This window comes from Runella sp. R5_40, from assembly GCF_057652295.1.
In genome coordinates this window covers 159450-183605 of record NZ_JBYFCH010000011.1, presented here as the reverse complement: position 1 = coordinate 183605, position 24156 = coordinate 159450, and the positions used below count along the sequence as shown (strand labels likewise).

General features: G+C 45.2%; 16 protein-coding genes and 1 pseudogene. 7 read left to right on the top strand and 10 right to left on the bottom strand.

What is annotated here, in order from left to right:
- Positions 1-42 precede the first annotated feature (42 nt).
- The 6 genes from AC23N5_RS19325 (at position 43) to meaB (ending at position 7187) form a co-directional block, all read left to right on the top strand.
- Positions 43-2418 (top strand): TonB-dependent receptor, encoded by a 2376-nt coding sequence (locus tag AC23N5_RS19325; RefSeq protein WP_487756847.1) that lies wholly within the window; start codon positions 43-45, stop codon positions 2416-2418.
- 96 nt (positions 2419-2514) lie between these two features.
- A complete protein-coding gene (locus tag AC23N5_RS19320) occupies positions 2515-3729 on the top strand; it encodes a GTP-binding protein (protein WP_487756846.1) in 1215 nt (404 codons plus the stop codon).
- Positions 3730-3756: 27 nt separating this feature from the next.
- Complete coding sequence (locus AC23N5_RS19315) at positions 3757-4317, top strand: hypothetical protein (protein WP_487756845.1); 561 nt, start codon at positions 3757-3759, stop codon at positions 4315-4317.
- 136 nt (positions 4318-4453) lie between these two features.
- Positions 4454-5497 carry a tRNA preQ1(34) S-adenosylmethionine ribosyltransferase-isomerase QueA gene (gene queA, locus AC23N5_RS19310; protein WP_183974504.1) on the top strand — a complete coding sequence of 348 codons (1044 nt, stop codon included), beginning with the start codon at positions 4454-4456 and terminating at the stop codon, positions 5495-5497.
- A 4-nt stretch (positions 5498-5501) separates the two neighbouring features.
- On the top strand, positions 5502-6179 hold the full coding sequence (locus AC23N5_RS19305) for a 2-C-methyl-D-erythritol 4-phosphate cytidylyltransferase (RefSeq protein ID WP_487756844.1): 678 nt from the start codon (positions 5502-5504) through the stop codon (positions 6177-6179).
- 15 nt (positions 6180-6194) lie between these two features.
- Positions 6195-7187 (top strand): methylmalonyl Co-A mutase-associated GTPase MeaB, encoded by a 993-nt coding sequence (gene meaB, locus AC23N5_RS19300; RefSeq protein WP_487756843.1) that lies wholly within the window; start codon positions 6195-6197, stop codon positions 7185-7187.
- Here the strand turns inward: meaB and AC23N5_RS19295 are convergent.
- From AC23N5_RS19295 to AC23N5_RS19250, 10 genes and pseudogenes are all read right to left on the bottom strand, one after another.
- Positions 7180-8073 (bottom strand): hypothetical protein, encoded by an 894-nt coding sequence (locus tag AC23N5_RS19295; RefSeq protein WP_487756842.1) that lies wholly within the window; start codon positions 8071-8073, stop codon positions 7180-7182. The genes meaB and AC23N5_RS19295 overlap by 8 nt on opposite strands.
- Positions 8074-8151: 78 nt before the next feature.
- Complete coding sequence (locus AC23N5_RS19290) at positions 8152-12507, bottom strand: Ig-like domain-containing protein (protein ID WP_487756841.1); 4356 nt, start codon at positions 12505-12507, stop codon at positions 8152-8154.
- A gap of 249 nt (positions 12508-12756) precedes the next feature.
- Positions 12757-13509, bottom strand: a complete 753-nt coding sequence (gene mtgA / locus AC23N5_RS19285; RefSeq protein ID WP_487756840.1) for a monofunctional biosynthetic peptidoglycan transglycosylase — start codon at positions 13507-13509, stop codon at positions 12757-12759.
- Positions 13510-13584: 75 nt separating this feature from the next.
- Complete coding sequence (gene hemW, locus AC23N5_RS19280; RefSeq protein ID WP_487756839.1) at positions 13585-14733, bottom strand: radical SAM family heme chaperone HemW; 1149 nt, start codon at positions 14731-14733, stop codon at positions 13585-13587.
- Between the two features lie 138 nt (positions 14734-14871).
- Entirely contained in the window at positions 14872-16287 is a 1416-nt protein-coding gene (locus tag AC23N5_RS19275) for a DUF5723 family protein (protein ID WP_487756838.1), read from the bottom strand.
- Positions 16288-16377: 90 nt separating this feature from the next.
- Positions 16378-16566 carry a type II toxin-antitoxin system antitoxin gene (locus tag AC23N5_RS19270; RefSeq protein ID WP_183974518.1) on the bottom strand — a complete coding sequence of 63 codons (189 nt, stop codon included), beginning with the start codon at positions 16564-16566 and terminating at the stop codon, positions 16378-16380.
- Positions 16567-17013: 447 nt separating this feature from the next.
- A pseudogene (locus AC23N5_RS19265) lies at positions 17014-17403 on the bottom strand (SPFH domain-containing protein); the annotation flags it as partial.
- 522 nt (positions 17404-17925) lie between these two features.
- The gene (locus AC23N5_RS19260) at positions 17926-18606 is read right to left on the bottom strand and encodes a hypothetical protein (RefSeq protein ID WP_487756837.1); all 681 of its coding nucleotides are present in this window, start codon (positions 18604-18606) and stop codon (positions 17926-17928) included.
- Complete coding sequence (locus tag AC23N5_RS19255; protein ID WP_487756836.1) at positions 18603-19307, bottom strand: hypothetical protein; 705 nt, start codon at positions 19305-19307, stop codon at positions 18603-18605. The genes AC23N5_RS19260 and AC23N5_RS19255 overlap by 4 nt, the downstream gene beginning before the upstream one ends.
- Positions 19304-19642, bottom strand: coding sequence for a PadR family transcriptional regulator (locus AC23N5_RS19250; RefSeq protein WP_183974526.1), 339 nt, complete (start codon positions 19640-19642; stop codon positions 19304-19306). Before AC23N5_RS19250 ends, AC23N5_RS19255 begins: the two co-directional genes overlap by 4 nt.
- Before the next feature lie 316 nt (positions 19643-19958).
- Between AC23N5_RS19250 and AC23N5_RS19245 the strand changes: the two genes are divergently transcribed.
- The gene (locus AC23N5_RS19245; protein WP_487756835.1) at positions 19959-23996 is read left to right on the top strand and encodes a tetratricopeptide repeat protein; all 4038 of its coding nucleotides are present in this window, start codon (positions 19959-19961) and stop codon (positions 23994-23996) included.
- Positions 23997-24156 lie beyond the last annotated feature (160 nt).

Here is a 24156-nt window from a genome sequence, read left to right as displayed (position 1 = left end):
TACAGTTGCAACTTCGTTGCAGATGAAGTACTTTTGTCCAAAATGAATAAAAAAGAACTTCCTCCTTTCCTAATATTCCCACAGCACCCGACGCGCCCAAAACGCCGTTGGCAGCCTCAATTCTTCGCTGGATGGGTTCTTTTTTTATTGTTTCACTCCGCTTACGCGCAAACTCCGAAAGATTGCCACTGCCTCATCAAAGGAGTCGTCAAAGACCGTGAAACCCGTCAACCCATCGTTGGGGCTATTTTACGCATCGAAGGAACTTCCTTTTTTGCCACAACGGACACTTCGGGTCGCTATAAAATCGACCAAATTTGCCAAGGGAAATACACCCTCGAATGCCGCATCGTTGGGTACAAAGTCATTAAAACGTCTATTGTCCTTGAGCACAGCGCCGAAGAAGACCTGAACCTGAGCGAAGACGAAGTTCACCTTCAGGACGTCGAGATTGTTGCTCGACGCATCCAAACGCCTCTTTCCCAAAAAAGTAGCCTTTTAGAAGGGCAAGCCCTCGACCTCACCCGTGGTGAAACGTTGGGCGACGCCCTCAAAAAAATATCGGGCGTCACAACCCTCCAAACTGGGGCATCGATTAGCAAACCCGTCATTCACGGTCTGCACAGCAATCGGGTCGTCATTATGAACAACGGCATTCGCCAAGAAGGCCAACAATGGGGCTCAGAACACGCGCCCGAAATCGACCCGTTTATTGCCAAACGCCTAACCGTCGTCAAAGGCGCAGCAGGCGTTCGCTACGGCTCTGACGCCATTGCGGGCGTTATTTTGGTTGAGCCCGACGAACTTCCAAAAAGCCCACGGCTGAGTGGCGAAGTGAATGCTGCGGCATTTTCCAACGGCCGCATTGGGGTTGTGTCAGGCACATTGCAAGGCGGATTACCTCAGTGGAAAGGCTGGGCATGGCGTATTCAAGGCACCCTCAAAAACGGTGGCAACATCCGCACTCCCGACTATTTTATGGCCAATACGGGCGTGCGAGAAAACAATTTTTCGGCCACAACAGGCTACCGAAGCAGCCGCTTTGGCGTTGAAGCATTTTTTAGCCAGTTTGTTAACAACATTGGCATTTTTTCGGGTTCACACATTGGGAGTACGTCCGATTTATTGAACGTCATCAAAAACGGCGAACCATTTATCAAAACGGGCTTCACCCGCAACATCGAACGCCCCAACCAGCTCATTCTCCATAACCTTTTTAAAGGGAAAGCATTCTATAATTTTAACGGCAACCGACTTAGCTGGACCATCGGGCGGCAATTTAACCGTCGGGCCGAGTATGACTTGCACGGGCCGCAAGCATCCACTACTCCCGCGCTACTATTCCGCATCACTACCCTTACCAGCGACCTTGTGCTTGACCACAAGCCACTTGGCAACGGTAAAATGAGTGGACAATTGGGGCTAAGTGGACTGTATCAGTACAATTTTACGGACGGGCGGCCACTGATTCCTGATTTTGAGCAAACCAATATCGGCATTTTTGGGCTAGAACGTTGGGTATTTCAACACTGGGAGTTGGAAGCTGGCGCTCGTTTTGACTGGCGCCAATTGGATGTTTTTCGCTTCATTGGCAGCACGCCTGACCCACGACATCACTCATTTACTAATGGGTCGGGTACCGTTGGCGTAGTTTATACCCCCGACGAAAAGTTGTCGTTTCGAGCCAATTTTGGAACAGCTTGGCGGCCCCCTACGCCCAATGAATTGTACAGCAAAGGCGTTCACCACGGAGCAGCTTCGTACGAAGAAGGCGACGAAACTCTTCGGCCTGAAATCGCTTACAACCTCATCGGAAGTGTCGAATACACTGGCCAACGTTTTAAGGGAGAATTGGGAATGTATCACAACCAAATTTCCGATTTTATTTACCTAAAACCCCAAGCCGAACCTATTTTGACCATCCGTGGCGCGTTCCCCTATTTCAAATACACCCAAACCGACGCCACATTTACGGGCTTCGACCTTGATACTCAGTGGGATATAATTCCAAAGCATTTTTCCCATAATTTAAAACTCTCTTATTTGCGCGCTTACGACCGCCGTGAGCAGGGGTATTTGGTGTTTATTCCCGCCAATCGCATCGAAAATGAATTGCGTTGGAATGTTGGGAAAGTGTTTTCTTCCAAAGATACCTATCTGATGCTCAGCCACCTTTGGGTGGACAAACAGCGACGCGTACCGCCTAACAGTGATTTTATGGAACCTCCTTCGGCTTATCATTTGTGGAATATAAACATAGGGGGCATTCTGTCGCTCAAGGAATCGTCGCAATTACATTGGACTTTTGCGGTTCAAAACGCCCTTAATACTTCGTACCGCGACTACCTCAATCGGTTTCGCTACTTTGCAACCGAACAAGGCCGCAATGTCTCCCTGAAACTTCGCTATACGTTTTAAGTCCTCCACAAAAAATTCTGCCTAAAAGTCAATTGCAACATTGATGCAAATAAAAGTTTGACTACATTTGCAACACTATTGCAAAAACTCGCTTTAATGATACAGAAAAAATTGCCCGTAACCGTGTTGTCAGGTTTTTTGGGGGCAGGAAAAACCACCCTGCTCAACCACGTACTTCACAACAAAGAAGGACTTAAAGTCGCAGTCATTGTGAACGACATGAGTGAGGTCAACATTGACGCACAGCTGGTAGCGCGAGAAAATACCCTTTCGCGCACCGAAGAGAAACTCGTTGAGATGTCGAATGGCTGCATTTGCTGCACGCTCAGGGAAGATTTAATGGTAGAAGTTGAGCGACTGGCCAAAGAAAACCGTTTTGACTACCTACTCATTGAAAGTACAGGCATTTCTGAGCCTGTTCCTGTGGCGCAAACTTTCACGTTTGTGGACGAAGAAAACGGCATTGATTTGTCTAAATGGGCACAAATCGACAGCATGGTCACGGTGGTAGATGCCTTCAATTTTGCCAAAGATTTTGGTTCGGTGGACACCCTTCAAACACGCAAACTCAGTGAAGACCCACAAGATTATCGGACAATTGTCAACCTGTTGACCGACCAAATTGAGTTTGCCGACATCATTTTATTGAACAAAACGGATTTGATTAGCAAACTACAACTGCAAGAGTTGACCGCCATCATCAAGTCCTTGAACCCTGTTGCGAAAATCATTCCAACGACTTTTGGCAAAGTGCCTCCTTCCACGATTCTCAATACGGGTCTTTTTGACTATGACAAAGCCGAGCAATCCGCAGGCTGGATTCAAGAATTACAAAACACTGCCTCGGGCAAAGGCCACACCCCCGAAACCGAAGAGTACGGCATCAGTTCGTTTGTATTTCGAGACAAGCGCCCTTTCCACCCTGAGCGCTTTTGGAATTACCTTTCCAACGATTGGCACGCAGGTATTATCCGCAGCAAAGGACTTTTTTGGTTAGCTTCTCGCCCCGACGAAGCCATCAACTGGAGCCAAGCAGGCGGCTCCCTCCGCGCCGAAAGCGCGGGAGTTTGGTGGTGCAGCATGCCTTTTAACCAACGAATTCGGTATTCGGCTTACGTCTCAAATCAAAAGCTCATCGAAAGCAAATGGGACAAGCGCTTTGGCGACCGACAAAACGAACTGGTGATTATTGGGCAAGATTTAAACCCCAAAGCCATTGAGCAAGAACTCATTGCCTGTCTCTGTACCGAAGCAGAAATCAAGAAAATGGAAGCCAACGAACGTTTTTTTGACCCATTCCCCGTCTTATAATTTTTCATTCAACATATCCATCAAACTATGTCACTTTTTCACACCCGACTCATCATTTTGTTAGGTTTAGTTGTAACCCTTGGAAGTTGCAAAAAAGAAGAGCCCGCTCCCGAGGACGAAAACGAGTTGATTACCACAGTTCGGTTAAAATTTACCGAAAATGGCACAACGACAACTCAAACTTTTGAGTGGAAAGATTTGGACGGCGACGGTGGTGCTGCCCCTACCATCAGCGCTATTTCGTTGCGTCCAAGCCGCACTTACAAACTTGAAGTGGAGTTTTTGGACGAAAGTAAAACGCCTGCTGAAAATAAAACCAGTGAAATTCTGAGTAAAGCCGACGAGCATTTGGTCGTAGTAACCCCAAGTGCGTCTAGCTTATTTACTTATACCGCTACTGATAAAGACAGCCGCAGCCTACCCATTGGATTGGCAGGGACATTGGTCACAGGAGCAGCCAGCACAGGTACTATAAAAGTACAGCTCCGTCACCAACCGCCCGTTAATGGTCAACCAGTAAAGAACGGGACTGTCACTCCTGGTAGCGACGATGCCAACGTTACTTTTCCGTTGACACTCGTTCCTTAAAGCGCCAAGTTAATTCAGAAAGCCTCTGAGGAAGGGGTGTATCTAAAAAAAAGCACCAAAGTAACTGAAAATCGCTTATTTATTAGTACTTTTGCGGTCTTAATTTTTTGAGGTGTCTTTTAGATAAGAAAGATATATGAAACTGTCCGAGTTCAAGTTTGACCTTCCTCAGAGCCTTGTTGCGCTCTATCCAGCCGATCGTGGCGACTCCCGCTTAATGGTGGTAAATCGTCAAACTAAGAAAATTGAACATAAAAAATTTTCCGAAATTATAGATTACTTCAGCGAAGGCGACGTGATGGTTGTCAACGATACCAAAGTTTTCCCTGCTCGTTTGTACGGACAAAAGGAAAAAACAGGTGCTAAAATCGAGGTATTTCTGTTGCGTGAGCTTAACCGCGAAATGCGCCTTTGGGACGTATTGGTTGACCCCGCACGTAAAATTCGGGTAGGGAACAAATTGTATTTTGGCGATAGCGATTTGGTAGCAGAAGTCATTGACAACACTACTTCGCGCGGCCGTACAATTCGTTTCTTGTATGATGGCAACCACGACGAGCTCATGCGCGCCATCGACGAACTAGGCGAAACTCCCCTGCCGCGCGACATCAAGCGCAAGGTAGAAGATGCCGACCGTGAGCGTTATCAAACCATCTTTGCCCAACACGTAGGTGCCGTAGCTGCCCCTACCGCTGGAATGCACTTTACAAAGGTGATTCAGCGCCGCATGGAAATCAAGGGGATTAATTTTGCTCCTATCACCTTGCACGTGGGCGTGGGTACTTTCCGCCAAGTGGATGTAGAAGATTTGACAAAGCACAAAACCGACTCAGAAAATTATGCTATTTCTGAGCCTAGTACAGCGATTATCAACAACGCATTGGACAACAAGAAGAAAGTGTGTGCCATTGGAACCACTTCTCTCAAGGCGCTTGAATCTTCGGTATCAGCCAACAATCGCGTTAAGCCATTTGTAGGATGGACGGATAAATTTATTTTCCCTCCATACGATTTCAAGATTTCAAACGCGCTATTGACCAACTTCCACTTGCCTGAGTCAATTCTATTGATGATGACTTGTGCATTTGGTGGGCATGAGCTAATCATGGAAGCTTACGATGTCGCTATCAAAGAAAAATACAAATTTTTCAGCTACGGAGACGCCATGCTGATCATCTAAGCAAATGACAAAATTTGCCATTATCGTCGCTGGGGGAAGCGGAACACGCATGGGGAAAAAGATGCCAAAGCAATTTATTGAAATTGGCGGAAAACCCATTTTAATGCACACCATTGAGAAATTTCTTTCGTATGATTTCTCTTTGCAGCTCATTCTGGTTCTCCCAGCCAGCGAAATGCAAGCTTGGTACGCCCTCTGCGACAAGCACGAATTTTACCCTCCGATTGTCACCGTTACTGGCGGTGGTACCCGTTTCCAATCGGTCAAAAACGGACTTCAACGCATCAGCACAAAAGAAGGACTCATCGCTGTTCATGACGGAGTTCGTCCGTTTGTTACCCCCGAAATCATTGCCAAAGGATTTGAGGTTGCCGCCGAAAAAGGCGCTGCCGTAACGAGCGTTCCGCTCAAAGATTCTCTCCGATTTGTAGCCGAAGACGGTAGCAACCAATCAGCCGAACGCGCTTCTTATCAGCTCGTTCAAACGCCCCAAACTTTCCGACTCGACTGGATGCGACCAGCATTTGACGCTCCCGAGCAGCCTTTCTTTACCGACTGTGCCAGCGTGCTCAACTTTGCGGGCCGTGAAGTAACCCTCATCGACGGTGCCTACGAAAACATTAAAATCACAACGCCCGAAGATATCCTTTGGGCAGAGGCTTTTTTAGGTTCTCATCACTAACTAAAAGTCACTCCCTTGCGACATCGTCTTTCAGTTCAGGCTTATGTTGAAGGCGTTCTTTCGGGCAACCGAATGGTTTTAAGTCGTGCCATCACCCTCATCGAAAGTCAGCTTCCTTCCGACAAAGAACTAGCGCAGCAAGTTTTAGAGCTCATTTTACCGCATACTGGGCGTTCTGTTCGCATTGGGATTACGGGGGTACCAGGTGTTGGAAAAAGCACGTTTATTGAAGCTTTTGGAAAAAAAATAACGGGTCTTGGCAAACGGCTAGCGGTTTTGGCCATTGACCCCACCAGTCAACGCTCCAAGGGAAGTATCATGGGCGATAAAACCCGCATGGAGGAGCTTTCCCACGACCCTTTGGCCTACATTCGCCCTTCTCCTTCAAGTGGTTCGCTGGGGGGAGTTGCCAACAAGACTCGCGAAACGATGCTCTTGTGCGAAGCTGCTGGCTTTGAAGTAATTTTTATCGAAACCGTGGGCGTGGGTCAATCGGAAACTTTGGTCAAAGGCATGGTTGATTTTTTCCTCTTGTTGATGCTGGCGGGCGCAGGTGATGAACTTCAAGGCATCAAAAAAGGAATTATGGAAATGGCCGATGCCGTTGTCATCACCAAAGCCGACGGCACCAATCAGCCTGCTACCCAAAGAGCCGTAGTTGAATACCAAAATGCACTTCACTTGTTTCCCCCCACCGAAACTGGATGGTATCCACAGGTAAAAACCTGTTCAGCCCTCGAAAATAGGGGCTTGGATGCTATTTGGACGATGATTGAGGAATTTACGCAGCAGGTACAACAAAACGGTTTTTTCCACCGAAACCGTCAGCAGCAAAGCCTTGAATGGATGCACAGCCTCATTCGGTATGCCTTAGAAGAGGAGTTTTATCAGCACCCTAAAGTTCTCCAGCAACTTCGCGAGATGGAGGCACAGGTAGAAAACGAAAAATGGCTGCCTATTAAAGCAGCCACCTATCTATTAGAGATTTTTAAAAAATTCCCTAGTTAATAATTCGGAAAGTTATGGGTACACACTTAACATTTGAGCAGTCGGTGCCAGTACTTTGAATAGTGACAGTCGCTGTTCCTTGTCCAGTTCCAGCCCCACAACTACCTGTAACACTTTGTACCGTGTAAGTCGTTGAATTTGTTGGGGTAACAGTGACTGTCTTGCTAGGCTCTTGTTGTGTCAGTGTTACTGAAATTCCACCGTTTAACGCTACCGTCGCTGGCAACACGCTATTTTGAGATGCAACAGTCAAAGTAGAGCTTCCTCCCGCTGGAATTGTTCCTCCTCCCGACAACAACACAGTAGGTGTAGCTGGGCATTGGTTAGTGACAGGCGTCAACGCTCCTTGCGACACTTGTCTTGTCAACGACATATTGTTTTGTGGATCAGCAGGATCAGGATATGCCATTGTCACGACCGTTGACGGATTGCTTGAACTCACCGAAATACTATAACATTTGCTGGTATTTCCTGCGGTACTAAATGCCAAACACGCCACCGTTTTCCAATTGGTATCCACCGTTGTTCCTTCTCCATTCACCCCGTTATTTACGATGTTAATACTTAATGCACTGGTGGGATCTCCTGGTGTCCGGGTCATTCCAAGCAACGAATAGGTTCCTCCACTAAATACTCCCCGACTTCTGTAAACGGGGTTACTCAACTGGTTTGTGGGATACGTCAACAAAATATTGGCATTTCCCATCACAAAGGCACTGTCGGCAGAAGTAGCACGGATTTCTACGCACATCGTCACCGAATCTTTGGCGCAGTTATAACTCCCTGGAACAAGCCTCACTTCATAACGTCCTTGGGCCTTGGCAAAAGTTGCACTCATCAATAGCGCCCCGACAACTAAAAAAGATAGAAGATTAAACTTTTTCATATTTTCCGAATAATTGGTTCGATTTTTGTTAAAGCCCTTAACAGCCTGCCACTTATATTGCGCAATTAATATGCCGGTTTAGAAACTTACGCCTGAAAATTTTCCGTTGTTTTTCCGCCAGAGAATGTCGTCATTGGCATTTACTTCTCCATCTAAATTATAATCAGTCAGTAAATAGCGTGCAAATTTCCCGTTGTCCAAGCGCCACGTACTTGAGTCATTGGCATTGATTTCAGAAAAAGAGGATTTGTTTGAATCTCCCGCAAACAAGCAGTGAATAGCTCCAACCTGCATCTGACCCGACGCAGGTGCATTGGAAGGAATATAGGACTGTTGCTGAGTAAAATCGTACGTAATTTTATTGCTTGCAATGGCTACAGGTGTATGAGACGCCGCCCCAACGTGTGTTCGGTGTTCTACCAGTACATAATAAGACTGCGACGTGGACAAAGTAGGACAAGCCGCTACCAAGGTCACATTACCATTTTTACGAAGTAAACCCGCAGTGCGATAGACCATCGAGGAGGCATTGGTTACATCCGTTCGTAGTGAAATCAGCACCCAATCTACCACATCGCTGTCGTACGAACTTACCGTCTCGGTGCCCAAATAATTCCAAGGGGCTGTTTTATAAGGCTGACCAGCAGGAGTCGCTACGCCAAAGGGGCTTACGGGCGTTTGTCCAGGCAATAGTCCTTGTTGGTTGAGCGTCGTTGACATTTCGGTACTTCCCCAAACGCCTTCCATGTATATTTTTATGGTCGGGCACGCCACAGAGGTTGACGTAGAAATAACGTTTACAACGATGGTTGCTCGTGGGCTTTCACACGTATTTACCGTTTGGGATACGTAATAGTTGGTTGCTCCCACTGTTGCCGTCGATGGTGTAGGGGCTGTCGTATTGGATGTTCCTCCCGTTGGGACGGTGTACCATTTTAAAGACGTACCCGTAGCGGTTAATGGGCTTACTGTTTGTCCTTGCGTATAGTTAATTGGCGACGTAGCTGTAGGAGCAGCAGGCGTAGCCGTCACATTCACATCAATTTTAGTACGGCCACTTTCGCAACCGCTTACCGTTTGAGATACCCAATAACTGGTTATGCCTGCGGTTGTCGTTGAAGGCATCGGTGCCGTAGCGTTGCCTGTTCCGCCCGTCGCTGCGGTGTACCACAACAAATTACTGCCCGTGGCTGTCAATGCTACCGCCGTTTGGTTTTGGCAATAGTTAATCAGTGTCGTCGCGGTGGGAGCGCTTGGTGTAGCCGTCACATTCACATCAATTTTTGCTCGGGTACTACTACCACAACTGCCTAATGTCTGAGATACCCAATAACTGGTTCCGCCTGCGGTCGTCGTTGAAGGCGTCGGGGCTGTGGCGTTGCCTGTTCCGCCCGTCGCTGCGGTGTACCACAGCAAATTACTGCCCGTGGCCGTCAGCGCTACCGCCGTTTGGTTTTGACAATAATTCACAGGAGTTGTTACCGAAGGCGGGGGTGGAGTAGAACTCACGATAACGTCAATTTTTGTGCGACTACTTTCGCAACTACTTACTGTTTGAGACACCCAATAACTGGTGGTGCCCACTGTCGTCGTTGATGGGGTTGGCGCAGTCGAATTGCCTGACCCGCCCGTCGCTGCGGTGTACCACAGCAAATTACTGCCCGTGGCCGTCAGCGCTACCGCCGTTTGGTTTTGGCAATAATTAATCGTCGTTGTCGCGGCAGGAGCGTTTGGCGTGGCCGTGACAATCACATCAATTTTTGTACGACTGCTCTCGCAACTATTTACCGTTTGAGACACCCAATAACTGGTGGTACCTGCTGACGTGGTCGAAGGTGTCGGTGCTGTGGCGTTGCCTGACCCGCCCGTCGCTGCGGTGTACCACAACAAATTACTGCCCGTGGCCGTCAGCGCTACCGCCGTTTGATTTTGGCAATAATTAATCGTCGTTGTCGCGGCAGGAGCGCTTGGCGTGGCCGTGACAATGACATCAATTTTTGTACGACTGCTCTCGCAGCTACTTACTGTTTGAGATACCCAGTAACTGGTGGTACCTGCTGACGTGGTCGAAGGAATCGGGGCTGTCGCGTTGCCTGAACCGCCCGTCGCTGCGGTGTACCACAACAAATTACTGCCCGTGGCCGTCAGTGCTACCGCCGTTTGGTTTTGACAATAATTAATCGTCGTTGTCGCGGCAGGAGCGCTTGGCGTGGCCGTGACAATGACGTCAATTTTTGTGCGACTACTTTGGCAGCCACTTACCGTTTGAGACACCCAATGACTGGTAGTACCCACTGTCGTGGTAGAAGGAATCGGGGCTGTCGCGTTGCCTGTCCCGCCCGTCGCTGCGGTGTACCACAACAAATTACTGCCCGTGGCCGTCAGCGCTACCGCCGTTTGGTTTTGACAATAATTAATCGGTGTAGTTGCGGCGGGGGCGCTTGGAATGCTATTGATGGTAAAAGTTGCGCTGTTCGAACCCGTTACACTCGGCGAAACAGAATTGACGCGAACCCTGTAGCCTGTTCCACTTAACGTTCCAGCAGGAATGGTCGCGGTCAATGGACTACTTGTTCCTGTTGTTGGAATATCAACAAAATTATTTCCAGCCGCATCCGACAACTGAACGACGTACGAAGTAGAGGTTAAATTGGCCGTTGTGAAACTAACACTGATACTTTGACCAGCACATACGGTACTCGGCGTGACGCTACCCGTTGTAATAGAAGGTGGCGACGCCCCTGAGACAATTAAGCTATAATCTTCTGCTTCTCCATAATTTAGGTTAATGCAAGGATCGGTGACTGCACTACCCGACCCCGAGTTATAACTTGACCGTACCCGCATTCGTACCATTCCGCTTGCCGTCACTGGAATGGTAAAAGAGTTGGTCGCCGTAGGATTCATCCTTGTCGAAGAAATATCCGTACTTTGATACACCTTCTCAGATGGCTCAAAAACTCCATCTTGGTCATAGTCAAGCCATATGGTAATGTGTTGGTCAAAATAAGTACCAACCCCACCTGAAGTAGCCCTTGCCGTAAACGTGTATGTGCTCCCTGCGGTTACGTTGTAAGGAGTAGATGTATAATCTCCAAAATTACCTGCCGAACAATTAGAGTTGACGTTGTTAATGATGGTTGTGGCCCCCTGTTTCAAGATAAAATCATCAATCAATACCTGGAGCGCCGAACATGACGTACTGTAGGTTGGAGTACAATAGTTGAGTCCAGTAGTGATGATAAACACAGCACTATAGTCGGTCGAAGAGTTGGACGCCTTTACGCGGTAATAATAAGTCGTAAACGCGGTGGTTGTTTGGTCTAGGTAGGTCGTAACGTTGGGGGCAATGCCACCAATAGGCACAAAGCCCGCCGTGGCAGAGGTCGTTGAACGCTCAATAATAAACCCTGACTCATTGGATGAATTATCGGTAAAGGTCAGCGTTACCCCCGATGGCCCCAGTGTTCCTGCCAAGTTGCTTGGTACGTTAGCCCCCGTGACGGTCGAACCGCAAGTGAGCGAATACTGGTTTGCGCCGTCAGTTCGTAACAAAACCCCTCCGCTGATTCGGTTCATTTGCCCTGCCGTAAACGTATTTCCGCACGCAATCGGATAGTACGACATGATGTTGGAAAGCGAGGGATTGTACAACTGATTTTGGGGATCTCGTGCCGTTCCTGTGTAACTACAGCCGAGCAAGCTCACCGAATCTCGTCCGTAAGGATCGGCAGGGGTATCACAAACTAAATCTCCTTTTGTTGCGCAGTTGCCTCCCTGAACCAATTCACGGTTGGCTAAATTGGGGTCTGTGCTTCCTTGGAACGTGTGTAACAAATTAAAATAATGGCCTAACTCGTGCGTAAACGTTCGCAAATCGGTGGCATTACTGGCTTGGACAAAAAGTCGATTGGTACTTGCCAACGTACTCGGGAAGTACGCATATCCTGATACTGCCAAACTGCCAAACTGTATGGTATTGGGGAAATAAACGTTTAGGGCATTCGTCACATCGTTGGCATTGCAGAGGACAGACTCTTCGGTATTATCGTAATCGTAGAGGGTAGTGTTGTTGATGTAATTGGGAGAACCGCAAAAATAAAACTGAAGCCCACTGCCCACGTTGATGTAGTATGAATTGACTTGGGCAAGTGCGATGTTAAGATCTGCGATGCTGAGTCCGCCTGTGCCATCTGTTCTTCTTAGTACATGCGCTTTAATTGGGATATACTGAACTGTTTGAATGGCAGCCGTCGCATATTGTTCGGCAAACTTTTGTTTCAGCTGAATGACTCGATTTTCTCGGCTTTGAATCTCTGCCGCATTTTCGTGGGGAGTTCCGCAGGGTACAGCCTGAGCGCGTGCTTCAAAATGAAGCAGCCACGCGGCCCAAAACACCGCACACCCAATAATGCGTAAAACATTTCGAATCATGCCCCTACTACATCGTTAATACTCGTTAAAATGATGTTACAGTTTTGTCACCCACAAGAGGATAACTCTGTGAAAATCAATTAATTAAATTTACGTAGGGTAATTGGTACAGTATAATTTTATAGGCAATAATTATGCCAAAAGTTGATATATCTAGTAGAATATACTTTTCTACCGATACAAAAACAAGCTAACACACACATAATGAGCCACTTTCGAGCACTTTCACCTTAAAATATAAGCATATTCTTACAGTTTTGCGGTATAATCTCGGCCCAACATTCGCATTTGGCGAGCTATTTGCTGTGTACGTCTCAGCGTATAACTCGACGGGTTTTTAATGGAAAAACGTAAAGGACTTGGCAATACGGCTGCAATGCGCGCTGCTTCTATACGAGTTAGGTTTGCCGACGATTTTTGGAAAAAGCGTTGAGCGGCGGCTTCATACCCAAAAGTCATATTGCCTGTCTCAGCTACATTTAAATATACCTCTAAGATACGTTCTTTTCCCCAAATCACCTCAATTAAAAGCGTAAAATATACTTCTAAGGCTTTTCGAACGTAACTGCGGCCTTGCCATAAAAAGACATTTTTGGCTACTTGTTGTGAAATAGTGCTTGCTCCTCTGATTTTTTTTCCCTTCAAATTGTATTGAAATGCGTTGCCCATCGCTTTGAAATCGAAGCCCCAATGTTCGGGAAAAAGCTGGTCTTCGGAAGCTACTACCGACAAAGGCGCTTCCTTCGACATGTCTTCAATGGGAGTCCAATCCGAATAAATTTTACTACTGCGACCATCCGCAATGGCTTCCACTTTTCGTACAAGCATGAATGGCGTAAACCAAACGGGTACAAACTTGAGCACTGTCACCCAAATCACCGACCCAACCAGAAAATACAGTATGCTCTTTAGCACAAAACGCGTTAGAATAGACTTCCAGCTTTTTGTTTTGGGCAAGGGGGCAGATGCAGGGGTATTGGGACGAATTCGGTTAACAGCCATAGAAGACTAGAAAAAGGTTATCAAAATAGTGTGACTGACTAAATGTAACAAAAATCGAAAAAGGAATCCAATTGTTCAAACTAAAAATAAATCTGAGGCAATTCGGTCGGCAAATAATTTCCCCTTCTCTGTGAGATACAGCACATTGTTTCGTACTTCTACCCAATTTTTTTCAAGAAATTTTTCTACGTACGCTTTTTGTTCTTCCAGCAAATCAATGTTGGCTATGTCCCGAATCACCGCTAAATCACAGCCCCAAATCGTCCTCAGGCTCGTCAAAATATAGTCATTTACTTGATCAAAAACTGACAATTCTTCTAATTCAAATACAGGTTTTTCTCCCTGAATACCACGAAGATACAGGGCATTATTAGACACGTTGTATTGGCGAGAAATGCCATTGAATGAATGCGCGCTTGGCCCAACGCCCAAGTAAGGTCGCCGCTTCCAGTAGCTGCTGTTGTGGCGGGCATATTGGCCATTTTTAGCAAAGTTGGAAATTTCGTATTGCTCGTACCCAGCCTGCGTCAAGGAGCGAACCATCTGCTCAAAATGCCGCGCTGACAGCTCCTCGTCAACGGGTTTTATTTTTCCTTTTTTGAGCCAATTTCCCAACGCCGTTTGGGGCTCAATCGTCAGGTTGTAGGCCGAAATATGCGGCGTTCCGAGCGCCATTGCTTTGTCGAGGTCTTGCTGCCAGAGTTCCTCATCACTGACCGTTGGAACCATCCCCAAATGCGCTTGGCTCATGCCATAAATCAGGTCAATCGTCAGGTTATCAAATCCGTGGTCTTGGGCCAGTTTTACACATTGCTCCGACTCTTGCGCGTTGTGCGCCCGATTCATAAAACGCAGATAAGGTTCATAAAACGACTGCAAACCAATGCTTAAACGGTTCACAAACGGTTTCAACGCGCGGAGTTTCTCAGAGGTTAAATCGTCGGGATTGGCTTCAAGGGTAATTTCAGCCCCTGGTTCTACTTTAAAAAAACGGTGAATGGTTTCGATGATTTGTTCCAATTCATTTTGGGTCAAGATAGAAGGCGTTCCTCCCCCAAAATAGATGGTTTCGAGCGTTCGCGTTGGCAAATAGTCTTGTTGTAGCTCTATTTCTCGACAAATAGCCGCCACCATCTCCGCTTTTGACTTCAGTTGGGTACTGAAATGAAAATCGCAATAGTGGCAAGCTTGTTTGCAAAAAGGAATGTGAAGGTATAAGTGCATGGGGCAAAATTACGCAATTAGCCCACCTTCATAACACGACAAATTCAACACGTCGATTTTTTTTCTTATTTTCTTCTGTTGTATTTGGTGCAATTGGGTAGAGACTACCACACGCCCAATGCTCTGAAGTCGGCTACACTAAATTCCATTTTTTATCAAATTCTGTGAACCAAGTGCATTAGCGTAAGCATCATTTTCATCAAAAATACCAGCTCTATCCGAACCTTTAATAGCTCTCGCCCATCCTTGGATAGAAAATCCAGCATAGACTGTAGGTGCTGGGCTTTTACTACCACCAAAAAGTGAATTAAGACTTTCTGTCCCAAAAAATAAACCTCCAAATTTTACTTGCATCCCTACTGCCCATTGTTTGGTTTGTCGCCAATAACTCAATGGCATAGAGAATTCTGCTCCACGTTTTTCAAAACGGGGGGTTAGAGCTGCTACCGAGAATGGGGTATAAGGTTTTGGTGAATAGAACCCTTTGTTATTCCACTTTGCGCTATTGATTAGGGTATTAACATACCATCCTTTCTTTCCAAGTCTAACATCTGCATTTATCACAAATATAGTTGCTAAACTACGAGTAATATCGGGTTGTGATTGTGGACTGTGTTCAGTCAATAAGAATCTCAAGTCGTTGGGCAGGTTGGTTTTACCAAAAGCCGCAGGGACACTTTGATTAACAAATACGCCCTCTCTGCGTTCTACTCCTTTATAGGCAAAACTTCCATAGTCTAACATAGATAGACCAATCCGTACCAGATACTTATTTTTCGTAACATCAATTCGTGTCTTTCCATCCATTGGATGCAGATATTGTTCAAAATCAGGCACAAAATCATAGATGATACCTACATCAAAAGCACCGCCGTTATTTTTAGAAGGAAAAAGATGATTCCATTCAAAAGGCTTGTTAAACTTTGTTGAAGTATTTAAAAGAGTTCCTTCAAAACGAGATGCTCCTAATACTCCCTGAGAAACTAAATCTTCATAGTAAACACCGCCAATAAATTTGTAGGTGACGCCAGCTTTAATATTGTGTTTTTTATGTACCCATATCGGCAATGCGTATGATAACCCTATTTCATTAAATGCTTCCGTTGTCCAACCCCTATTCACATTTGTAGTACTGTTCCCGAAGAGGATTTTTGTTTGATAACTTGCAGCACGATAGCGGGTAGAAATAGAAAAAGCGTGCCTGTTAGGGAGTTGAAGCATAAAACCAGGACCGCGAACATCCGTATAAGTTGGTGTCCATAGATGTTTGTTGAGCTTTAATGAGGTTCCAGAAAAAAGCACATGGCTATTTGGATTATCGACATTTGTTATGCCACCTTGGGTATATAAAGAACCAAACTGAACCTGCCAACCGATTCTTGAATCGCTCAAAGAAGCGGGATTTAAGTACCCGCCTTGAATACCTGCAAAATTATTGAATTGCCATACTCCGACCTCCATCACCCCCTCTTTGATAGAGCCCGTACTCATTTGCGCTATTCCCTCACGATAAGGTAAAAAGAAAAATGCAAAACATAGGTGTGTCCATTTCATCTTGCTAATATGTTTTTTGAGTACAATTTAGCAAAAAGGAAATTGGCACACCTAAAAAGTTATCTAACTGTATAAGGCGTAAACCAAAAATCAGTTTTCAGCTTCTTGGTTTCTATTAGGAGTCTGCCTTAAAGATTTACGCCGTTTCTTGAGCGCATCACTTAGCACGTATTCGATTTGGCCGTTAGTACTTCTGAACTCTTCCTGAGCCCATTGTTCCAGTTCTTTGAGCATTTCGGGACTGATTCTGAGTACAAACGCCTTTTTTTCGGTTGCCATTGAATAAAAAAATAATGGTAAATAACGCAAAAAAGGAATGTTCAGACAACTATCTAAACATTCCGTAAGACCAATCGGCCTGACTATCGTCTGACCTAGGTGCCACAAATTCTACAAAAGCTTCATTGTATAACCTATCGGTCTGACTATCGTCTGAATTATACAACGTATCGGTCTGACTATCGTCTGACCTAGGGCTTAATTGTACAACGTTCCCGCATTAACTACGGGGCTCACCGATTTTTCGCCGCAAAGCACGACCAACAAGTTACTCACCATGGCCGCTTTACGCTCTTCATCTAAGTGAACAATCTCTTTCTCAGAGAGTTTGGCCAAAGCCATTTCGACCATTCCCACGGCACCGTCCACAATTTGTTTGCGGGCAGCCACCACAGCCGACGCCTGCTGACGCTGGAGCATCGCCCCCGCAATTTCGGGAGAATAGGCCAAGTGACTGATACGCGCCTCGATGACTTTTACACCCGCCCGCACCAAGCGCTCATTCAATTCATGCTCAAGCATGTCGTTGATTTTGCCCGAACCGTCGCGCAAGGTAATATCAGCTTCCTCGTCTTCGATGTTATCGTAGGAATACATCCCTGCCAATTTCCGCACCGCCGCTTCCGACTGAATCTCGACAAACTTCTGGTAATCATCGACTTCAAATACTGCCTGTGCCGTATCTTCTACATTCCACACGACAACCGCTGCAATTTCAATCGGATTGCCCATTTTGTCATTGACTTTCAGTTTTTGGCCGTTGAGGTTACGCGCCCGCAAACTTATTTTCCGACGGCGGTACAAGGGGTTTACCCAACGCAACCCGTTTTGTTTCATGGTTCCAACATACTCTCCAAAGAAAGTGGAGACGGCCGCTTCATTGGGGTTGATCACTGTTAAACCCACAAACATAATGCTTCCTAGAAAAAACAGCAGTCCTGCTAACAGGCCCGTTTGGGCACTTGCCATCATTCCACCCAAAATCCATAGGGCGAATCCCACACCAATAAATGCGTAGCCAGAGGCAGAGGTAAGTTCTTTTTCTTTCATCGTTTTTGATATTAAAATGATATTACAATACTATCTTAAAAAGTGCAAATTTTCTCCTGCTATCGGACTAACGGCCGAGGGAATTTATAAACGGCAATGGGGCATTTCGTAAAACGGGATTGAAGGAATGCGTGCTGATGGACTGTGGTGGCAGATTCTCAACTGTGGTGGCAGATTCTCAAATCTGCCACGCGAGGTTTCTCAAAACCTCGGGATGTATGAAGAAAAGACAGGTATAACCTCGTGATGTACAAAAAACCTGCATGACGGTTGTAAGCAACCGTCAACACAGCAATTACGAATCTATTTTTAAGCAAAAGCTTGAGGGTAGAGGCGTTTGCTTTCGGCAATGAGGTGTTCGTAGATCTCAATCGAAGCCCACATAAACGTTGTAATGAGTACGACAAAGAAAGTCGCCCAAATCGCGTAGGCTTCGATAGAATAGCTGTTTTGCCAAAACTCTCCCAGTAGCATATTGAGAAAGTTGGGGAGTTGCCCACATAGCCCAAGCCATACAGGCGGCTTAGCCAGTATAACTTCTTTGTTCATTTTTGAATGACGCCAAACCGCAAAAAAGCCGTACCCCAAGCCAAAAACTATCCAAATTGCCAATATAGTTTTACGAACAATTTTGGGGTCTAAGCCATTCGCTAACAAATACCAAAATAATACAGCAAACGTAGCCGTAAAGGCAGCCCTAGGCCAGCGAAAAAAACTCAAAAAAGCATCCCACATTAGTCGAGATTGCCGTTTACGCACATTTTGTTCTGCTTTTTGTAGAATAGCATCAAACCCCCAACGCCCAAACTTAGAAGAACTTTTTTCTAAGGCGTCATCGAACGTTACGGAGTTATTTTCTTCCATTCGAGCTTCTATGTCGGTAGCTAAATGATCCACCAACTCGATTTGAACATCAAGCGGTTTAACCCCTTTCTTCGAAACAAACGCATAAAGAGCGTCGATTTGGGTGGGAGGGAGTTCAGTCATCATATAAATTTGGGAACTGATTTGAACACCTCAGGGTAAAGTTGGCGACTGTAGGCACGGAGTTTTTCGTATGCTTGAATTTCAGTAGTTCCTAGCAGGAAAAGAGCAGAAATTAACAAAGTAGCCGCCAAAGGATACGTTGATTCTCCCAACATTGTGAATTTCAGCACCAGCTTGGCAGCAGAATAAAAGTTAATAACTACAAGCCCAGTCCCTACACCTCTATAACTTGTCAGTGATAGTTTTTTGGGCATCATTACATTACGAAAAAAGATAAATATACTGTACACAATACCTAAGGAAATACACGGCCATAAGATGTTCTCGTTTACAATCTTTACCAGCTCAATAGGTGCTTTTCTTAAAAAAATATACAAAACCCCCATCAAAACTATTGTAAAGAAAATTTTTGACCCAATAAAAAAGTCTTTGAAACCCTCCATCCAATAACGACGATACAGGCGTCCTACTTGTTTTTCTTTCTCCTTGACAACCTGTTTAAGGTCTCGTTTTTTAAACATTTTCAGGGTTTGCTTCATTACTTCTTCCACCGATTTCTCTGGGTGTTGGTCGAGTTCTTCCTCTATTTTGGAAGCTAAATGGTCCACCAGTTCTACCTGTACATCAAAATACTCGACATCACGGTCGGCTACATACTTATACAATAAATCGATTTGTTCTTTTGTAAGTTGAGAATTCATCATCCAAGCGATAGTTTAGGATTAAGCAATAACTGCATGTGTTTGACAAACTCGGTGAGTTCCTCCAAACGATTAATGGTTTCGGCTTCGCCTTTCTCTGTCAACGAATAGTACTTGCGCGGGCGGTTGCCCACTTGTTCTACCGCCACCGTCAGCAACCCATCAGCCTCTAACTTGTGCAACGCGGGATACAGCGCCCCTTCGTTTATCACCAGTTCTCCGCCCGTTTGCTCTTTTACTTTTTGCGTCATTTCGTAGCCATACATCCGCTTATTTTCTTCTAATAATTTCAGAATAATCAGCGAAAGGCTTCCTTTATAGAGTTGTGAATTGTTCATGGCACAAATATACCTCAGAAATTGATACATCAAAGTCTGAGGTATTATTTTTTATACAGATTGGTGCTGGCAGATTCTCAAATCTGCCACGCGAGGTTTCTCAAAACCTCGGGATGGGCAAGAAAAATAGCAACAGGCTTGAACAAATTGACTTGACAAACTACCCAACTGATTATACTCGGCAACGCGCAGCTAGTGGAGGTCGTAAAAGGAAGAATTCATTGACCTTTTGATAAAAAAGGGTGCTTTTTTGAAATAGTTATTTAAAATCCACTATATTAAGTTTTTAATTTATAACCATTACTCAACCTGCTTTATGGTGCTTCACTCCGACGACACACATTACAAAAACATAGTTTACAACTCCACGATTATTGCGCAAGGGAATGTTCACATTGGGGACGTTTATTATAGCGTAACCAATGATTTTCACCATGCCGTTTTGTTTTTGAAATTGGAAAAAACAGAAGGAGAAAATACGTATTTGGCCCAATTGAGTATTAAATCAAAACACCATACCATTCCCCAATTGCTCCGCCAAAAAGTAAAAGTGGACATATCAACTGAACTTTTTAAGCAAGTAACTAACTTTCAAGAAGTTCGTCGTTTAGATAATGAATTTGTCAGGGAGAGGCAAGGATACCCGATTTCTTCAAAAGGACTGGGAAATGACCTTGAAGAAATCAATGGTATAACATTGGCAGAACAACTTTATGGCACGTTCTTTCAGGGCGATATTCTGACAGTTTGCCAAGATTTTATTGCATTGCTAGAGAAAAGAAAAATTTCGGAACTGATGCTCACGGTGTCTTGCGAAGACCATGCTGTGGTAAATCTCCCCTTTGAAATGGTCATTCCGAAGTTTTTTCCTGCAAAACTGCATGAAAAGCGGCAAAGTTTGGCCGTCAATCATTTTGGGTTTGTTCGTACATTAGAAACTTCGTTGGCAGGTTTTGAGATGCAGGGAAGGCCGAGTGAGGCCGCCCCGCTGAAACTGCTGTTTGTGACCGCTCTTCCCGAAAATTTGAACGAATGCGACAAAATGCTCGAAATCGAAGAAGAGCAAAAACGACTCATTGATGCCATTGGCTCGTTTGAAGCCACGGGAGGACAGCCCAAACTGGTAATTGAATTTTTAGACACTGCTTCGTTGAAAGAAATCAATGATGCTCTTCAAAAACACCACCACCACATTGTTCATATCAGCGGGCACGGGTCGTACAATGAAAAGGCCCATCAAGGGGTTCTGCACTTGGAAGATGACGAAGGGAAACATTTGGAAGTGACAGGCGCGCAGCTCGGCGAGACACTCCGCCAACACGAATGCCTTAAATTACTGATACTGAGCGCCTGCGAAACCGCCATTGCAGGCAATGGCGTGGTGGAACAATTGGCTACTTTTGGTATTCCTGCTTTGGTAGCGATGCGTTTTTCAGTGACCGACGAAGCCGCCAAAGTATTTACTACCGCCTTGTACGCGGCGCTTGCCAAAGGGGAAACGCTTACCCTTGCCCTTGCCCAAGCCCGCGAAGCACTTTGGCAGCGGCTGGAGGAACAACGGCGCATCCAGCCTGACCAGGTTCATTTGGCGGAGTGGTTTACCCCCATAACCTACCTAAACCAATACATCGAAGCGTTGGTAAACCTCAAAAGCAATTACGTATTGCCCGAAGATTTTTACCCGCGCAGCGATTTCTTTAAAACTAAAAATACCCGCCTCATTGGAGCGGGCTTTGTGGGGCGCAAACGTTACCTCAATCAGTTACGCCGCCATTTTGCGCAGGGGAAACACGTATGCTTGCACGGTTTGGGCGGCTTGGGCAAAACTACGTTAGCCGAAGCTTTTTCTAATAATTACGATAACCACAGCCATGAACTGCTGATTTTCAGAGGCGGAAATCAACTCTTGGAAAAACCGATTTTGGATGAACTGCTGGCCCGACTCGAAAATGACGACAAAGCCAATAAAAATACGGTACGACACCTCAAAAATTACCTCGAAACCGATGCCACTCCTACCGAAAAACTGCAGTCGTTGATTACCAACTACCTCCAAAACCGCAAAACCATCTTGGTTTTTGATAATTTTGAGGACGTACAGCGTACCGAAGGCGGTGAGCAGCAGCGCGAAATAGGCAGCGAAAGCCTCCGCGAGTTTTACCAATACCTCTGCCAAAATACTCCTCCCCACTGCCACTTGCTCTTTACGAGCCGCTATACCATTGCCGATTTGAGCACGACGGTTACGCATCTCTCGTTGGACAAAATGACCTACGCCGAGCAGTACCGCCTTTCCAATTTCTCACCTACCCTGCGGCGCATCCCGATGAGTGACCGACAGGAAGTATTTAAGCGATTAGACGGCCACCCCCGCGCGTATGAGTTTTTGGAAGCCTTGCTAAAAAATGACACCCATTTAGGTTGGGAAAACGTAGCTGCCTCCATAGGAAAAGCAGAAAGCCAAGTAGTAGAAAACCTGTTGCTAACCAAGATTTACGACCGCCTCCCGACCGACACACAGCAGCTACTGCAAATGGCCTCCGTGTTTGTTACCCGCACGCCTTTGGCGGCCTTAGAACACCTGAACCCAGCTACGGGCACGGCAGCACTTGCGGTGCTCTCAGATTGGTCTTTGTGTTTTTTGGACGATAACGAACACTTTGAAATACACCGCCTGACGCGGGAGTGGGTGACCCAACAAAAAACCTTACTTGGTCAACATAAAGCTTGGGCATTGAAGGCCGCGGAGTACTTTGACGCAGAACCAACGTTGGACAATGATGCACTTGCCAAAGAATACTACGAAATAGCCGAAGCATGGGAGCAATTTGCTACTGTTTCTTTTCGGTTAGAAGGGCATTATCGGTTGATTGGATTTTATCCACGGGCGTTTGAATTGAACCAAGTCGTACTTAGTAAGCCGAGTAGGGCCAAAAATAAAAGCATAGCTTACAATAACTTAGGAATTATTCTTCAGGTATTCGGAAATCTACCCGAAGCACATACATACTTTCAACAAAGTTTAAAAATTCAGCAGGAAATAGGAGACCGTTCTGGTGAAGGAACTACATTGAATAATTTAGCCACTATTGCCATCGCCAAAGCCGACTATGAGACCGCTTTCACTTATCTGACACAAAGTTTAAAAATTCAGCAGGAAATAGGAGACCGTTCTGGTGAAGGAACTACATTGAATAATTTAGCCACTATTGCCCATTTCAAAAGCGATTACGAGAGAGCTTTAAACTATCTGACACAAAGTTTAAAAATTCAGCAGGAAATAGGCAACCAAAAAGAAGCAAGCACGACCATGCACAATATTAGTCAAATTCACAAAGTTAGAGGCGATTATAAGACGGCCTTAATTTATCTGGAACAGAGTTTGGAAATTGCACAATCAGTTGGAAACCGCAAAGGAGAGGGAATAGTTTTAAGTAGTATCAGTCAAATTCACTCTGCCAAAAGCGATTATGAGATAGCCTTCACCTATCTAAGACAAAGTTTAAAAATTCAGCAGGAAATAGGAGACCGTTCTGGTGAAGGAACTACATTGAATAATTTAGCCACTATTGCCCTTGGTAAAGCCGACTATAAGACGGCGTTAAACTATCTGGTACAAAGTTTGAAAATTCAGCAGGAAACTGGAAACCAGATAGAAGAAGGTACAACTTTGAATAATATCAGTCAAATCTACGCTAATAAAGGCGAGTATGATACCGCATTAAACTATTTACAAAAAAGCCTAAAAATTCAGCAGGATATTGGCGACCGGTATAATGAAGGAACTACTTTAAATAATATCGGCCTAATCTATACAAATCGAGGCGAATATGATTTAGCCCTAGATTATCTAAAAAAGAGTTTACAAATCGCAAAATCAATTGGTGATCTTTCAGGAGAGAGTAGTACCCTGACTAACATTGGTCAAATCTATATAAAAAAAAAGCAATCCGAGACAGCGATAAATTACCTAGAGCAAAGCTTAGAAATTCTACAACGTATAGGAAACCGCCAAGGAGAAGGAGTTACTTTAAATAGTTTAGCAACTGTAATTATTAATGTTTATAAGGATTATGAACTAGCATTAAAATACCTTCAAAAAAGCTTAAAAATAAGAGAGGAAATAGGTGATATCAGTGGTATGGCTGAATCATTACATAATATCGGAAGTATTGTTCATAAAACTAAAGATTGGGAAAAAGCTATTCCGTATTTTCTACAAGCCTATCAAATTTTGGAAAAAATCGGTTCTCCCAATGCACAACTCTCCCTAAGTTACCTAAACGCCATTTATGACAAAATCGGCGAAGCAAAGTTTCATGAAATAGTGTCTAAAATCGGGCCGAATTCCTAACCGTCAGCAATCCATCGGCTTCTAACTATTGTTTATGCCACAGCGCTACATCAAAGTCTGAGGTATTATTTTTTTACATTACCCATTTGTTAGGAAAGCCTCCAAAAACTTTTTAAAACCTTAAAAATCAAGCAATAATAAAGTAACAGATGAAGTGCAA